The following is a 14,525-nucleotide window of genomic DNA, read 5'->3' on the forward strand; positions in this document are numbered from 1 at the left end:
GCGCGACAGTAAAACATGGGTACAGGGTAAGATGAAGCGGCTCAATGACACTGGCGCGCAAACTTTGCGGACTTTAACGCCCCATGGTAGAAGCGAGGGCAACGAGCCCTCCGAAGAGGGCCGGAAATTCTAACTGGGGGGTCTGGCATGGTCGCGCGCGTCGGCACGGTCGCGTTTCTGGGTATCGAGGTGATCGAGGTCGATGTGCAGGCGCAGCTTGCGGCGGGCCTGCCCGCCTTTACCGTCGTCGGATTGCCGGATAAAGCGGTGGGGGAAAGCCGGGAGCGCGTGAAGGCGGCCTTTGCCGCGCTGGGTCTGGCGCTGCCGCCGCAACGTATTACCGTCAATCTAGCCCCCGCCGATCAACTCAAGGAAGGCAGTCATTTTGACCTGCCCATTGCAATCGCCCTGCTGGCCGCAATGGGGGTTCTGCCGGCCGAGGAGATCACCGAATTCGTGGCGTTGGGCGAGTTGGCCCTGGACGGGCGCATCAGCGCCGTGGCCGGCGTGCTGCCGGCGGCGGTGCATGCCCTGGGGCGAGACAAGGGTTTCATCTGCCCTGCCGCGCAAGGCGGCGAGGCCGCCTGGGCCGGGGGTCTGGACGTGCTGGCCGCGGGCGATCTGCTGAGCCTCGTCAACCACTTCAAGGGTAGCCAGCTTCTCACCGCCCCGACGCCAACCCTGGCGCCGAGCGAGGAGCGCACACTCGATCTGCGCGATGTCAAAGGACAGGAAAGCGCCAAACGGGCACTGGAGGTGGCGGCGGCGGGCGGTCACAATCTGCTGATGCTGGGACCCCCAGGAGCAGGAAAGTCGTTGCTTGCGGCGCGCCTGCCGGGCCTCTTGCCACCGCTTGAACCTGCCGAGGCGCTGGAAGTTTCCATGATCCACTCGGTCGCCGGGGCCCTTGCCGCCGGTGGGCTGCTCCGCATTAGGCCTTATCGGGCGCCGCATCACTCGGCGTCCATCGCGGCCCTGACCGGCGGCGGTCTGCGCGCGCGCCCCGGCGAGGTTTCGTTAGCGCACCGAGGGGTCCTTTTCCTGGATGAATTGCCGGAGTTCAGCCGCCAGGCTCTGGAGTCCTTGCGCCAGCCGCTGGAGGCGGGTCGCGTGACCGTGGCGCGGGCCAATGCCCACATCACCTACCCTGCGCGGGTCCAGCTTGTCGCAGCCATGAACCCCTGCCGCTGCGGTTATCTGGGCGACGCGGCGCAGGCCTGTAACCGCGCACCGCGCTGTGCCCAGGATTATCAAGCCCGCATCTCGGGTCCGCTGTTTGATCGCATCGACCTGCATGTCGAGGTCGCGGCCGTCAGCCCAGCCGATTTGTCGCTGCCGCCACCCGCCGAGGATAGCGCGGTCATCGCCGCACGGGTGGCGGCGGCGCGCCGTGTGCAGCGGGAACGTTATGCCCGCCTTGGCGAGGCGGCAGACCTACCACGAAGCAACGCGGAAGCGGACGGACGACTGCTCGAGGAAGTCGCGGCCCCGGATTCTGAAGGCCGCCGCCTGCTGACGGAAGCGGCGGCACAGCTGCGATTGTCGGCGCGTGGGTATCACCGCGTGCTCCGGGTCGCACGCACGTTGGCCGATCTGGAATCCTCGCCCACGGTTCGGCGCCTCCACATCGCAGAAGCAATGGCTTACCGCCGCTTGCAGCCGGGCCGATAAGCCCACTTCTCCGACGACGCAAAGCCGCGCAAGGGGATGTTTCCCAGGGGTCGTTTCGTACCACTAGGTTAGGAGGCCGGGGATGGGCGCTTCGATGCTCGACGAAAGGAGAGATAACGATGAATGCAATGACGCAGACAATCAAAGGGATGGCCCTGGGTGTGCTTTCGGCATTTGCGCTTAGCGTTGCCCTTCCCAGCGACGCAGCGGCGGATCGCGGTGAGGACCGTCGGAGTGACCGCTATCAGAGCCAGCACGGCAATCACGACTATGACCGTCGGCGCGATCACGATAGGTCCGGCGATCGCAGATACCACCGGCGTCACGACCATGACGGTAAGCATGGGCGTTATGAACGCGGCAGGCGCCATCATAACGGTTATGGATATTACGGTGGCCACCACAATCACGGCCATGGTTACGGGCACGGATACGCTTATGGCCACAGCAAGAAATGCCACAAGGTCGTAACCAAGGGATATTGGCGCGGGCATCCGGCCAAGATCGGCGGCATTCAGTGCTACGACAGGTATGGGCGTGGATATATTTCCGATAGGAGCCGCTATCTGATCAAGTACCTCTTCATCGGGTACTCATACCGTTAATGGCGCTAAAGCGCCTCACATACTACTCACATACTATCAGTGAGGGGGCGGCGCGGCCTGTGTTGCGCCGCCTCTTCTCTTTCAGGCCTTCGGGTTCATTCACCACGCCAGCGGACCAGCCAAAGGGTGCCGCCGCTGTCGTCGGAGACCAAAAGGCCACCGCCGGGGGTGACCGCAACACCCGTTGGCCGCCCCCAGACTTCAGCCCGGCCGGCTGGTTTGTCGTCCAGTCGGAACCCTGACATAAAAACCTCGTATCCACCTAAAGGTCGGCCGTTCCGGAAGGGAACGCGGGCGACGAAATAACCCCTGGGCAAATCGGCGTTCCACGAGCCCCGGAGTGCGACAAAAGCGTCCCCGCGATAGTCTTGCGGAAACGACGCGCCGTCATAGAAGGCTAAGCCGATCGGCGCCGAATGGCTGCGAAACAGCAGATCGGGTAAACGGGCGGCGGCGACCAAATCGGGGCGCAGATCGGCAAAGCCTGGTTGTGGGTGATTGCCGCTATAGGCGTAAGGCCAGCCGTAAAAGGCGCCCTCCTCGACGGCGGTCAGGTAATCAGGAACCAACTCGTCACCCAACCCATCGCGCTCGTTCACGACCGTGTAGAGCGCGCCGCTGCTTGGATGGAAGGCAATGCCGACCGGATTCCGAAGACCGCTGGCGTAGGTTCGCTGCCCGGACCCGTCGGGGTCGAAGACTTGAATGCTCGCTCTCGGCAGCGGCTCTTCCGCCAGGTTGCCTTCCGAACCAATGGAGACGAACAGGCGGCCGTCTAGCGGGTGGATCGCCAGGTTCCGCGTCCAATGCCCGCCTGGATCGCCGAACGCGCCTTTGGCAGTAATGCGTGTGGCCCGACCTCGGGCGCTCTCATCACCCGGATGATAGGGAAGCCGCCAGATTGCGCGTGCATCTGCGATATAGAGCGCACCTTCGGCTAGCGCCAAGCCGTGCGGCAACCTGAAACCGGCGACGAAAGTGTCGATCAGGTCGGCCCGACCATCGCCGTCGCTGTCCCGCAGCAAGGTGATACGGCCCGGGCGCGATTCGGCCAGCAGTACGTCACCATTGTCCGCCACAATGAGGTTGCGCGGATGGTCCAGGTCTTCGGCGAAAAGCGTTACTTCAAACCCATCTGGAACGTCGGGCTTCTGGTTCGAGGGCCTTCTTACCAGACGCGGGCTGTTGGAAGCGCTGGGCGAGGCATAGGGCTGTGGTAGTTCTTCCGCCGATATCGAAAATTGCGTCCCCGGCACCGGATCTGCCGCCTGAGTGGGAATAACAGCGAAGGATGGCCAATACGCGATTGCCATCGACAACACGACCATACGCAAACAGGCCGACAATAGCGCCTTGATACTCATCGGTCCGCGCCTCCCTTGATAAACAGTCGCCGGGTCCTTTCTACATCAACAGGCGTTTCCATGAGACCGCCGGGAACTGTTCTAGGCAAGCATCCTCACGCGCTATTGATCGCAGGAAGATCGAGGAACCTGGACGACGCGCCGGAACGATTGGCAGGATCGAAACCGAATGTCGAGAGGAAGGAGAGCGCAATGGACGGCATGGGTCGCCCGGAAAACAGCTTGTTGTTTGAACGGTTCCCGATCTTGGCGGTTGCGGATTGGCGCCGTCAAATGGCGGAACTCTTCGCAGCAGCACGCCGGAAAGGCGATAGCGAGGTTGCGTGGAGGGAATGGCGCGAAGGTCGCGATGCCCTGATCCGCGATCACACGGCGTCCCCTTTGGTTGAGTCGGAGCGTGGGAGGGCTCTGCCACTGCCCTTCTTCGACTATGATCCGGCGTATCGTTTCACTGTGGATCTGGCAGCGGTCGATGGTTCTGAGGAAGCCTGGGAGATCGGTGCAGATGGTACGCTGCGCTTGCAGGCGGTGGCACGTACAGCAGGGCTGGCGGCCGCCCTTGGGGCGGAATTGACGCTTTATTGGTTGCTGGGTTACGGCGGCGGGCTCTTCATGCCCTTTAGCGATGCAACCAGCGCAAGGCAAACCTATGGCGGCGGCAGATACCTTCTGGATTCAATCAAGAGCGCAGATCTGGGCTTTCGGGAAGGGCGCCTGCTACTGGACTTCAACTTCGCCTACAACCCGTCATGCGCTTATTCTCCGGATTGGACCTGTCCGCTCGCTCCACCCGAAAACAAACTGACCCGGCCGGTGATGGCCGGCGAGAAAGCGCCACGCGCGTCCGGATCGAGCGGGATAAGCCATGCGGCGCTGTGATAACCCTTATGCAACTCAGGGGCTTTTTTAACGACACGTACCTCTATAGCCTCTAGGCCGCATGAGGCAGACACGTTCCTTTCAATTTGACACACAGAGCCAGGCTGTGCGGCGCGGCGTGCGCGAGGCAATGGGTGTGCCCGCCGTCGTCATGGCAGCAAGCTTTCTAGGCTTTGGCGCGCTGGTTCGTGAAAGTGGCTTCCCGCTTTGGTTCGGGCTGGCTTCCACGGCTACGGGCTGGGCCTTGCCGGGTCAGGTGGCTTTGGTGGAGTTGCTGTCGGTCGGCGCTTCGATTGTGGCGATCATTTCTGTGGTTGCCTTGACCAATGCCCGGCTCTTGCCGATGACGGTCGCCCTGGTGCCGCTTCTACGTGTTCCGGGGTACCGACGATGGGTTTACTACGTGGCGTCCCATTGGATCGCGGTGACGGCCTGGGCCGAATTGATGCGCAACGGACACGCCATCGACCGGGCTTGGAGACTGCCCTATTTCTTCGGTTATGCCATCACGCTCTGGGCGGCGACGCTGATCGCAACGGCTGTCGGCTTCCTGATGGCGGGCGGCCTACCGGCCTATGTGACGCTTGGGTTGGTTTTCATCAACCCCATTTACTTCATGCTCGTGTTCGCGGCGGACCTGCGGCAGCGCGCCAAGATTTTGGCGCTCGCCTTCGGTGCGGTCCTGGGGCCATTGCTGCATCTGGCAACGCCGGACTGGGGGTTGGTTATTGCTGGGTTCCTGGCAGGATCGCTCGCTTTCGCCGTCGATCGTTTACTCAAGAGGCGATCGGTATGAGCGGGTTGGGATTCTGGACCCTCGCCGGCGTTTTGACCGTTGGGGCGCTGGCAACATACTTCTGGCGGTTCATCGGCGTCTTGTTGTCCGGCAGAATTGATCCGGATAGCAATCTTTTCGAGTGGGTCGGTGCGGTTGCTTACGCTCTGCTTGCTGCATTGATTGCCCGCATGATCGTCCTGCCGCTAGGACCACCGTTGACTGAAACGCCACTCACCTACCGCCTGACGGCAACGGGGCTGGCATTAGTGATTTTCTTCCTGACCCGCCGCAACATTCTGCTGGGCGTTGCCGGGGGTGTCGCAGTTCTCGTCATGCTCAGTTTTTCCGGGTGGTTGACGCCGTAACCGATCAAGCTTTAACCGCTGCATCCCGCAAAGCGCGGACGCCAGGAAGAGTTTTCCCCTCAAGCCATTCCAGGAAGGCGCCGCCGGCGGCCGACACGTAGGAAAAATCCTCGACGACACCAGCATGAGCGAGGGCTGCGACCGTGTCGCCACCGCCGGCCACCGAAAGAATCTTCCCGGCACGGGTCAAATCCGCGACTTCCTTTGCCAGTACGTTGGTTCCATGGTCGAACGGCGCTATCTCGAAAGCGCCTAGAGGCCCGTTCCAAACGCACGTTCGACAGTCGGCAAGGCGCGCTTTGAGCGTGGCCAGACTTTCAAGGCCGACGTCCAGTATCATGGACTCCGCAGGGACCTCGTTCGTGGCAACCGTTCTATGGGGGGCATTGACGGAAAAAGCCTCGGCAGCCACCACATCGCTCGGCAACAAGACGTCGCAACCCGCTGCTTTTGCGGTTTCCAAGATCTGTCGCGCCGTATCCGCCATCTCCTTTTCGCAAAGGGACTTTCCAATCTCGTACCCTTGCGCGTACAGGAAGGTGTTGGCCATGCCGCCGCCGATGATCAACACATCGACCTTTTGTACCAGGTTGTCCAGCAAAGCCAGCTTGCTTGATACCTTGGCGCCGCCCACTACGGCGGCAAGCGGACGTTCGGGTCGTTCCAACGCCTGCGCCAGGTGCGTAAGCTCAGTTTCCATCAAACGCCCTGCTGCCGTGGGCAGCCGTCGTGCCAAGCCTTCGACGCTGGCGTGGGCGCGGTGGGCCGCGGAAAAGGCGTCGCTCACGAAAAGATCGCCGAGCTTTGCAAGGGCATCCGAAAAGGCATCGTCGTTCGCTTCTTCCCCGGGGTGGAACCGCAAATTTTCCAACAACGCTACCTCGCCGTTTGCCAAAGCTGCGACCGTGGCTTCCGCTTCCGGACCAATGCAATCGTCGGCGAAGGCGACCGGATGACCTAAAATGGCCTCGAGGCTGGCTGCAACCGGTTTCAGGGACATTTCGGCGACACGTTGACCTTTCGGGCGTCCGAAGTGCGAGAGCAAGACCACACGTGCTCCCTTATCCCGCAACTCTCGAATTGTAACCGCCGCGCGCTCGATCCTAGAAGCATCGCTTACCCTGCCGTCTTTCATCGGCACGTTGAAATCTACGCGTACGAGAGCGCGCTGACCCGCGGGATCAAGGTCGTCCAAGGTTTTGTAGCTCGTCATTTCTCAGCAGGTCTCTCTGTTTGCGGTCAAAGGGATGTGGTCAAAGGGGCGCGGCAAGGCGGACCAGGCTCGTGGCGATTTCAGCCAATTGGAGTGATACACGATGCGACGGATGCCAGCCAAGGCCCGTTGCACCGCAAGGACCAACGGCGGATTGATCGCAAGCCGCCCTCAGGTCGAATTGGCCGCAGCGGGATTCGAGCGCGGGCATTTTCGACCGCCATCTTAATTCCCTACACCCTGAAAAAACGGCATAAGCCGATTCGCAGAAATGCACGAGTTTGTAAAACTGTGCGAATCCAGTGGCTTGTTCACACTTCTTTTACTATTGTATTAGATAAGTTATGAGTACGTTAAGGAGTTTGGGTTTTCTGAACGAGCCCTCGGGAAGGCTGAGCGGTCGGATTGATGGAATGGGATATCGACACCGACGTTCAGATTTCGTTGCGCGGGCGGTTTATAATAAAAACAGGGGACTTTGGTGAAATGAGAAGCTGGATCAAGTACGGAGCATCGTTGTGTGTTCTGGCTGGCCTTCCCTTCGTAGCCACGGGGGCGGACGCGGCGGGGTTTGCACTCAAGGAGCAGAGCGCTTCGGGATTGGGCAATGCCTTTGCAGGCGCGACGGCGGGTGCTGAGGACTTGAGCTACATGTTTTTCAATCCGGCGGCGTTGGCCGAGGTTGAAGGTGTTCAGGCACTGACAGTCGCAAGCTATATTCGCCCGGTTTCAGAATTGAAGAGTTCTAGCGGTTTCAATGCCTTCGCGGGGGGCGCCCTGACAGGCCCATCGACTCAGAACGATATTGGGTCGGGTGCGGCGCTGCCGGCGTTCTACGGCGCCATACCCCTGACCGAGGACATCAACTTCGGCTTGGCTATCAATACGCCTTTCGGGTTGGAGACGGAGTACTCACCGGACTGGGTGGGGCGCTTTCATGGCGTTCGATCCGAATTGCTGACGATTAATGTGAATCCGGCGATCGGGTGGCAGATAACCGACAAGGTTTCCATCGGTGCAGGAGCGCAGATTCAGTATATCGAAGCCGACTTAACGAATGCGACTTTGACGCAAGTCGGTGAAGGCCACGCAAGCCTGGAGGGCGATGATTGGGGCTACGGGTTCAACCTCGGTATTCTCGTCAAGCCGTTCGACCAACTTCAATTGGGCGCCGCTTATCGCTCTCAGGTGAAGTCGACACTGGAAGGTGACGTTAATATCTTTGTCCCCGGAATCGGCAATCTGCCGACTTTGGGCGCGCAGGCGGATGTGACCCTTCCCGACAGCTTCAGCCTCGGTTTTGTGTACGATATCAACTCCAACTGGTCGGTCATGGGCGAAGCTCAGTTGACCATGTGGCATAAGTTCAACGAAATCAGAATTCAGTTCGACAACGGAATGCCGGACAACGTTACGACTGAGAACTGGGACGACTCCGTTTTCGTCGCAGCGGGCGCGACCTACAAGATGGATGAAGACTGGACCTTCCGTTTTGGCGTGGCTTTCGATGAATCGCCGGTGCCGGATAACTTCCGCACGCCGCGTATTCCCGACGCCAACCGCTATTGGGTCACCGTCGGCGCGAGCTATCAAGTCAGTGACTGGTTCACGGTGGATGCCGGATATGCCCATATCTTTGTGGAAGATTCGGATGTCAATCTGAGCGGCGCTGGTGAAAACCTGCTCCGCGGTAGCCTTACCGCCGAGTACGAAAGCCATGTCGATATCTTGTCGGTGCAGGGGAAGATTAGCTTCTAACCGCTAACCGCTAATCGGTATTGCGCGCGCTTGGGGGCCTTTCGGCAAATCGCCGAAAGGCCGGTGCTCGACCTGAGCGCAATTGCTGCTGTGGTCCTCGGCTCCCGAAATGGTGACTCTTTGTCACTGGTTTATGCGTCTGCGCCTCACCAAATCTAGGAAGTGAAGCCGGTTTTCATCGCGCTTTGCTTTTGGAGGTGCTGCGCATGACCGATAAGCCTTGGATCGCCAGCTATCCTGAAGATATCCAGTGGGATCAGGAGATTTTGCCTGAGCTTGTGCACGTGGCGATGGATCGCGCCGTTGCCGCCTACCCGACCCGATCCTGCATAGATTTCCTCGGACGCAAATACAGTTATGCCGAGATCGGCGCGCTGGTGGATCAGGCGGCTGCGGGCCTTCAGGCGCTCGGCGTCAAGAAAGGGGACCGCGTTGGGGTGTTTTTACCCAACACACCGTTTTTCGTGATCAGTTACTATGGTGCGCTGAAAGCGGGCGCGGTTGTGGTTAATTTCAACCCGCTCTACAGCCAGCCGGAGGTTGAGCGGCAAACACGCGATTCCGGTTGCCGTGTAATGATCACCCTCGACATGACATTGATGCTGCCCAAATTGGCAGGTCTTGTCGCCAGCGGCGACTTGGAAAAGGTAGTGGTCTGCAAGTTCACCGATGCCTTGCCATTTCCAAAGGGTCTTCTGTTTTCCCTATTGAAAAGGAGTAGTTTGGCGAAGGTTCCCAACGCTCCGGCCTATGTCCCCTTCGACGCACTTCTGAAAAGCGGGACGGTTCTCCGCTCGGTGGCGCTCAATCCGCGGGAGGACCTTGCTGTCCTGCAATACACCGGCGGAACGACTGGCATTCCCAAGGGCGCCATGCTGACTCACGCGAACGTCTCCGCCAATCGCAGCCAGGTGCGCAGCTGGGACCCCCGTCTCATAGACGGCGAAGAGCGGATGTTGAGCGTGTTGCCCTTCTTCCATGTCTTTGCAATGACCGTCGCCATGAATCTGGCCGTTGCCATTGCCGCGGAAATGATCTTGCTCCCGCGGTTCGAGCTCCAAGACCTCTTGCGTGTCATTGACCGGAAAAAGCCGACCTTGTTTCCAGCCGTGCCCACGATTTTCAACGCGATAAACAGCCATCCCGACATCGCCCGTTATGACCTCTCCAGCCTAAATTTCTGTATTTCCGGCGGCGCGCCCTTGCCGTTGGAGGTGAAGCAGGCCTTCGAAGCGCGAACCGGCTGCCGGGTTGTCGAAGGCTATGGACTATCCGAGGCATCGCCGGTTGTGACCTGCAACCCTGTGTTTGGCCTAAACAAGCCGAACTCCATCGGGCTGCCTTTCGTCGGAACCGAGGTCGAAGTGCGCGACCTGGAAGACTCTCGAACCTGCGTCCCGCTTGGTGAGAACGGCGAAATCTGCATCAAGGGGCCTCAAGTAATGAAGGGCTACTGGCAAAAAAACGACGCTACCGCTGCTACGCTTCGGGACGGGTGGCTTCATACCGGCGACGTCGGATACATGGATGAAGATGGGTACGTATTCCTCGTCGATCGGATCAAGGACGTCATTCTTTGTGGCGGCTACAAAGTTTACCCGCGCATCGTCGAAGAGGCGCTTTACGAGCATCCCGATGTCGTCGAGGTAACGGTCATTGGCATACCCGATTCCTACCGTGGCCAGTCGCCCAAAGCCTTCGTAAAGCTGCGCGATGGCCATCAAGGAACAGATGCCGAAACGCTGTTGGCCTTTCTGTCCGCTCGTTTATCCCCGATTGAGTTACCTCGCGAGGTTGAGTTTCGCGACAGCCTGCCGAAAACGATGATCGGGAAGCTCTCGAAAAAGGAACTGATTGCCGAAGAGGCCGCTAAACGCGCAAATGATCATACTTAACGTAAACGTAAACGAATTGACGTTTAGTGCGACTGGCACCACATTGTGTTGAGCAAGGAGAATTAGGCCATGCGGAAGCTTTACGCGGTCAGCCAGTTAGCCAGCGAGTTGGCGGTTACAGCACGCAGCATCCGGTTCTATGAGGACAAGGGCTTGATCTCGCCCGAGCGGGCAGGAGCGACCAGGGTTTTCACGGCGCGAGACCGCGCAAGGCTGATCTTGATCCTACGCGGCAAGCGCCTTGGTTTCAGCCTGAAGGAAATCCGCGACTGGCTGGACCTTTACGATGCAGATCCCAGCCAAACTGCGCAGACTCGCGTGTTGCTTGAAAAGATCGACAAGCGGACTGCACAACTGGAAAGCCAGAAGCGGGATATCGAAGCAACGTTGACGGAACTGCGGGAAATTCAGAGGCAAGCTACGGACCATTTGAGCCGGACCGCAGAGACTTCAAAACGGAAATCAAAGCAGTAGCCAAAGAGGTGGTTAGATGAACAGGTCCGTGGTTATCGCAGGTTATGCGCGTTCGCCGTTTCATTTTGCCAAGAAAGGCGACCTGACGCGGGTCAGGCCCGACGATCTGGCCGCACAGGTAGTCGCGCAATTGGTCACGCGAACGGGCGTTGCAAAGGACGATATCGAGGACTTGATCGTCGGCTGCGCTTTTCCTGAAGGCGAGCAGGGGCTGAATGTCGCCCGACTAATAGGATTCCTTGCCGATCTGCCCCTTGCCGTAGCAGGTACGACAGTCAATCGTTTCTGTGGCTCGTCAATGCAAGCCATTCACATGGCAGCGGGGGCGATCAGCTTGGGCGCGGGTGACGTTTTCATCTGCGCGGGCATTGAGTCCATGAGCCGCGTCCCGATGGCGGGCTTCAACCCGATGCTGAACCCGGACCTCGCCCAAAGCTATCCCGCAGCGTACATGTCGATGGGCGAAACCGCCGAGAATGTTGCCGCGAAGTACGGTATCGACCGTCGCCGCCAGGAAGACCTGGCCTTGGAAAGCCACAAGCGGGCAGCGTCAGCGCGGGCCGCCGGCAAGTTCACGGAGGAGATCGTCGCTATTCGCCAGGGCAACCGGACGATCGAGAACGACGGCTGTATACGCGCTGAAGCCAACCTCCAGGACCTGGCTGATTTGAAACCAGCCTTCAAGGACGATGGCAGCGTGACCGCAGGGACCTCATCGCCCCTGACCGACGGAGCGTCGGCTTGTCTCGTTGTATCCGAGACCTATGCCAAGGCGCGGGGCCTGCCGATCCTTGCGCGGATCAAATCCGTCGCGGTGGCGGGCTGCATGCCGGAAATAATGGGCATGGGGCCGGTGGCAGCCTCTCAAAAAGCTTTGAAGCGAGCTGGCTTGGAGGCGTCGCACCTCGACGTTATTGAGCTGAACGAAGCCTTCGCCTCACAGGCTTTGGCCTGTGCGGACGCGTTGGGTCTCGATTGGTCGCGGATCAATCTGGATGGGGGCGCCTTGGCGCTTGGCCATCCATTGGGTGCGACGGGCGCACGCATCACCGGCAAGGCTGCGCAGCTTCTGGCACGCGAGGGCAAGCAGTTCGCGCTGGCAACCCAGTGCATCGGCGGCGGCCAGGGGATCGCCACCATACTCGAAGCGGTCTGACAGGCGGGAGAGCGACTATGGCTATCGAGAGAGTTGCGGTCATCGGTGCGGGCGTAATGGGTGCTGGGATCGCCGCCCAGATTGCCAACGCCGGGCTGGAAGTGCTGCTTCTCGATCTGGTGCCCGAGGATGCGGAAAATCGCAGTATTGTCGCCGAGTCAGCGCTGGCAAAAATGCTGAAGGAAGACCCGGCGCCGTTCATGTCGAAGGGGGCGGCTCGACGAATCCAAGCCGGCAACATCGAAGACGATCTTGCGCGGCTGGACGCGTGTGACTGGATCATCGAAGCGGTGATTGAACGATTGGAAGTGAAGCAGGACCTCTATACGAAGATCGAAAAACACCGCAAACCCGGCTCGCTGGTTTCGTCAAACACCTCGACGCTACCGTTGGCCCGCCTCATGGATGGGCAACCCGAGGGGCTCCGGCGGGATTTTTTGATCACACACTTCTTCAATCCGCCCCGCTACATGCGCTTGCTGGAGATCGTCAGCGGACCGGATACACGCGACGAGGCGACGCAAGAATTGATGGATTTTGCTGATCGCCGTCTCGGCAAGGGCGTCGTGGTTTGCAAGGACACGCCAGGCTTCGTGGCCAATCGGATCGGTACCTTCTGGATTCAAGCCGCCGTAACCGAAGCGATTGATCGCGGCCTTTCCGTCGAGGAAGCCGACGCGGTCATGAGTAAATACCTGGGCTTCCCGAAAACCGGCGTCTTTGGGCTGATGGACCTCGTAGGCATAGATTTGATGCCGCACGTCGACCGCAGCCTTGCGGAGAATCTGCCGTCGGACGACCCCTATCATGCGTTGCGCCGGGATTTGCCGGTAGTCGCGCGTATGATCCAAGAAGGCTTCACCGGCCGTAAGGGCAAGGGCGGCTTTTACCGGATCAATCGCGGCGACGGCGGCAAGGTGAAAGAGGCCGTCGATCTGACGACCGGGAAGTATGCACCCGTTCGCAAGCCCATCTTGGATAGTCTGTCTGCCGCCAAGGCGGCTGGTCGCAAGCACGCCGCACGGACTTTGGTAACCCACCCTGACAAAGGAGGGGCCTACGCCTGGGCCGTTCTGTCGAAAACCCTTGGCTATGCGGCCTCTCTGGTTCCACAGATCGCGAGCGACATTGCCGCGATCGACCGTGCTATGACCCTTGGATACAACTGGAAGCTTGGTCCCTTCCAACTGCTCGACCAAATTGGTGCAGTGCCGTTCGTCGAACGCCTCAAAGCAGAAAAGATGACCGTCCCGGCGCTTCTCGAAACCGCCGCGGGGAAGGAAGGCTTCTACCGCGAACACGACGGGGCCTTGCAGCAACTGCTTCCCGATGGCGTGTATCAGAATCTGGAGCGGCCCCCAGGGGTCGTTTTGCTGGAAGATGTAAAGCGTCGTACCGAACGCATGGCTGGAAACGCGTCGGCCAGCCTTTGGGACGTTGGTGACGGCGTGGTTTGCCTCGAAGTTCACACCAAGCTCAATACCATCGACCAAGACGTGTTCGCCATCATCGCAAAAGCTTTGGAGATCGTTCCGAAAAACCATAGGGCGCTGGTCATTTACAACGAGGCAAGCCACTTCTCCGCAGGCGCGAACTTGGGATTGGCGCTCTTCGCTGCGAACACGGCCCTCTGGCCGATGATCGAAGACTTGGTAGTCCAAGGCCAGAAACTATACCGCAAGCTCAAGTATGCGCCCTTCCCGGTGGTGGCGGCCCCGTCGGGTCTGGCGCTTGGCGGCGGTTGCGAGATCTGTCTTGCCGCCGACGCCATCGAGGCCCACGCCGAGACCTACATGGGTTTGGTGGAGGTCGGCGTCGGGGTGATCCCCGGTTGGGGCGGCTGTACAGAATTGCTGGCGCGTCTTGCGGCGGACCGGCGGCGTCCCAAAGGGCCGATGCCCCCCGTTGTCGAAGCTTTCGAAACCATAGGCACCGCGAAGGTGGCGAAATCCGCCTTTGAGGCCCGGGAACTTGGGTTCTTGAGAGATACCGACGGCATCACTTTCAATCGGGATCGATTGTTGGCTGCGGCCAAGGCGCGTGCCCTGGTTCTGGCCGAGGGCTACCGGGCACCCGATCCCGCGGAACTTTCGCTGCCGGGGCCAAATGGAATGGCGTCTTTAGACTTCGCCGTCCACGACCTGGCGCTAAAAGGTCTCGTCACGCCGCACGACAGGACCGTGGTCAACGAACTGATCGGCGTGCTGATCGGCGGTCCGGAGGCCGACCACACAACCCCGACGCCGGAGGCGAGAATTCTGGATCTCGAACGCGAGGCCTTCATGCGGTTGGTCCGCAACGAAGCCACGCTGGCTCGAATGGAGCACATGCTGACCACCGGTAAGCCGCTGCGGAACTAGCAATGGC

12 protein-coding genes are annotated in these 14,525 nt (G+C 60.0%); 10 read left to right on the forward strand and 2 right to left on the reverse strand.

The features are described from left to right. The first annotated feature begins 147 nt into the window (after positions 1 to 147). Both FHR98_RS01655 and FHR98_RS01660 read left to right on the forward strand, forming a co-directional pair. The gene (locus FHR98_RS01655) at positions 148 to 1,671 is read left to right on the forward strand and encodes a YifB family Mg chelatase-like AAA ATPase (RefSeq protein ID WP_183414884.1); all 1,524 of its coding nucleotides are present in this window, start codon (positions 148 to 150) and stop codon (positions 1,669 to 1,671) included. A gap of 119 nt (positions 1,672 to 1,790) precedes the next feature. Next, a complete protein-coding gene (locus FHR98_RS01660; protein ID WP_183414885.1) occupies positions 1,791 to 2,276 on the forward strand; it encodes a hypothetical protein in 486 nt (161 codons plus the stop codon). A 95-nt stretch (positions 2,277 to 2,371) separates the two neighbouring features. Here the strand turns inward: FHR98_RS01660 and FHR98_RS01665 are convergent, their stop codons facing one another. After that, positions 2,372 to 3,640, reverse strand: a complete 1,269-nt coding sequence (locus FHR98_RS01665; protein WP_221205668.1) for a PQQ-dependent sugar dehydrogenase — start codon at positions 3,638 to 3,640, stop codon at positions 2,372 to 2,374. A 192-nt stretch (positions 3,641 to 3,832) separates the two neighbouring features. Between FHR98_RS01665 and FHR98_RS01670 the strand changes: the two genes are divergently transcribed. From FHR98_RS01670 to FHR98_RS01680, 3 genes are all read left to right on the forward strand, one after another. Then, positions 3,833 to 4,519, forward strand: coding sequence for a DUF1684 domain-containing protein (locus FHR98_RS01670; RefSeq protein WP_246377306.1), 687 nt, complete (start codon positions 3,833 to 3,835; stop codon positions 4,517 to 4,519). A 61-nt stretch (positions 4,520 to 4,580) separates the two neighbouring features. Continuing rightward, on the forward strand, positions 4,581 to 5,315 hold the full coding sequence (locus FHR98_RS01675) for an AzlC family ABC transporter permease (protein ID WP_183414886.1): 735 nt from the start codon (positions 4,581 to 4,583) through the stop codon (positions 5,313 to 5,315). Continuing rightward, on the forward strand, positions 5,312 to 5,662 hold the full coding sequence (locus tag FHR98_RS01680) for an AzlD domain-containing protein (protein WP_183414887.1): 351 nt from the start codon (positions 5,312 to 5,314) through the stop codon (positions 5,660 to 5,662). The genes FHR98_RS01675 and FHR98_RS01680 overlap by 4 nt, the downstream gene beginning before the upstream one ends. Before the next feature lie 4 nt (positions 5,663 to 5,666). Here FHR98_RS01680 and FHR98_RS01685 read toward each other — a convergent pair whose 3' ends face one another. Beyond that, a complete protein-coding gene (locus FHR98_RS01685) occupies positions 5,667 to 6,875 on the reverse strand; it encodes a phosphoglycerate kinase (protein ID WP_183414888.1) in 1,209 nt (402 codons plus the stop codon). Between the two features lie 486 nt (positions 6,876 to 7,361). Between FHR98_RS01685 and FHR98_RS01690 the strand changes: the two genes are divergently transcribed. The 5 genes from FHR98_RS01690 to FHR98_RS01710 all read left to right on the forward strand — a co-directional run bounded on the left by FHR98_RS01690 (position 7,362) and on the right by FHR98_RS01710 (position 14,518). Then, positions 7,362 to 8,633, forward strand: coding sequence for an OmpP1/FadL family transporter (locus FHR98_RS01690; protein WP_183414889.1), 1,272 nt, complete (start codon positions 7,362 to 7,364; stop codon positions 8,631 to 8,633). Between the two features lie 206 nt (positions 8,634 to 8,839). After that, positions 8,840 to 10,528 carry a long-chain-fatty-acid--CoA ligase gene (locus FHR98_RS01695; RefSeq protein ID WP_183414890.1) on the forward strand — a complete coding sequence of 563 codons (1,689 nt, stop codon included), beginning with the start codon at positions 8,840 to 8,842 and terminating at the stop codon, positions 10,526 to 10,528. 69 nt (positions 10,529 to 10,597) lie between these two features. Further along, entirely contained in the window at positions 10,598 to 11,002 is a 405-nt protein-coding gene (locus FHR98_RS01700) for a MerR family transcriptional regulator (RefSeq protein WP_183414891.1), read from the forward strand. 16 nt (positions 11,003 to 11,018) lie between these two features. Beyond that, on the forward strand, positions 11,019 to 12,158 hold the full coding sequence (locus FHR98_RS01705; protein WP_183414892.1) for a thiolase family protein: 1,140 nt from the start codon (positions 11,019 to 11,021) through the stop codon (positions 12,156 to 12,158). A gap of 17 nt (positions 12,159 to 12,175) precedes the next feature. Beyond that, positions 12,176 to 14,518: a 3-hydroxyacyl-CoA dehydrogenase/enoyl-CoA hydratase family protein gene (locus FHR98_RS01710; RefSeq protein ID WP_183414893.1), complete on the forward strand. Its 2,343-nt coding sequence runs from the start codon at positions 12,176 to 12,178 to the stop codon at positions 14,516 to 14,518. Positions 14,519 to 14,525 lie beyond the last annotated feature (7 nt).

This window comes from Limibacillus halophilus (assembly GCF_014191775.1).
Classification (GTDB): Bacteria; Pseudomonadota; Alphaproteobacteria; order Kiloniellales; family CECT-8803; genus Limibacillus; species Limibacillus halophilus.

What these genes read in the sequence shown, in the direction of transcription:
- FHR98_RS01665 (WP_221205668.1), bottom strand. Translation starts at nt 3,640, where the DNA reads ATGAGTATCAAGGCGCTATTGTCGGCCTGTTTGCGTATGGTCGTGTTG.
- FHR98_RS01655 (WP_183414884.1), top strand. Translation starts at nt 148, where the DNA reads ATGGTCGCGCGCGTCGGCACGGTCGCGTTTCTGGGTATCGAGGTGATC.
- FHR98_RS01705 (WP_183414892.1), top strand. Translation starts at nt 11,019, where the DNA reads ATGAACAGGTCCGTGGTTATCGCAGGTTATGCGCGTTCGCCGTTTCAT.
- FHR98_RS01710 (WP_183414893.1), top strand. Translation starts at nt 12,176, where the DNA reads ATGGCTATCGAGAGAGTTGCGGTCATCGGTGCGGGCGTAATGGGTGCT.
- FHR98_RS01700 (WP_183414891.1), top strand. Translation starts at nt 10,598, where the DNA reads ATGCGGAAGCTTTACGCGGTCAGCCAGTTAGCCAGCGAGTTGGCGGTT.
- FHR98_RS01685 (WP_183414888.1), bottom strand. Translation starts at nt 6,875, where the DNA reads ATGACGAGCTACAAAACCTTGGACGACCTTGATCCCGCGGGTCAGCGC.
- FHR98_RS01690 (WP_183414889.1), top strand. Translation starts at nt 7,362, where the DNA reads ATGAGAAGCTGGATCAAGTACGGAGCATCGTTGTGTGTTCTGGCTGGC.
- FHR98_RS01695 (WP_183414890.1), top strand. Translation starts at nt 8,840, where the DNA reads ATGACCGATAAGCCTTGGATCGCCAGCTATCCTGAAGATATCCAGTGG.
- FHR98_RS01680 (WP_183414887.1), top strand. Translation starts at nt 5,312, where the DNA reads ATGAGCGGGTTGGGATTCTGGACCCTCGCCGGCGTTTTGACCGTTGGG.
- FHR98_RS01675 (WP_183414886.1), top strand. Translation starts at nt 4,581, where the DNA reads ATGAGGCAGACACGTTCCTTTCAATTTGACACACAGAGCCAGGCTGTG.
- FHR98_RS01670 (WP_246377306.1), top strand. Translation starts at nt 3,833, where the DNA reads ATGGACGGCATGGGTCGCCCGGAAAACAGCTTGTTGTTTGAACGGTTC.
- FHR98_RS01660 (WP_183414885.1), top strand. Translation starts at nt 1,791, where the DNA reads ATGAATGCAATGACGCAGACAATCAAAGGGATGGCCCTGGGTGTGCTT.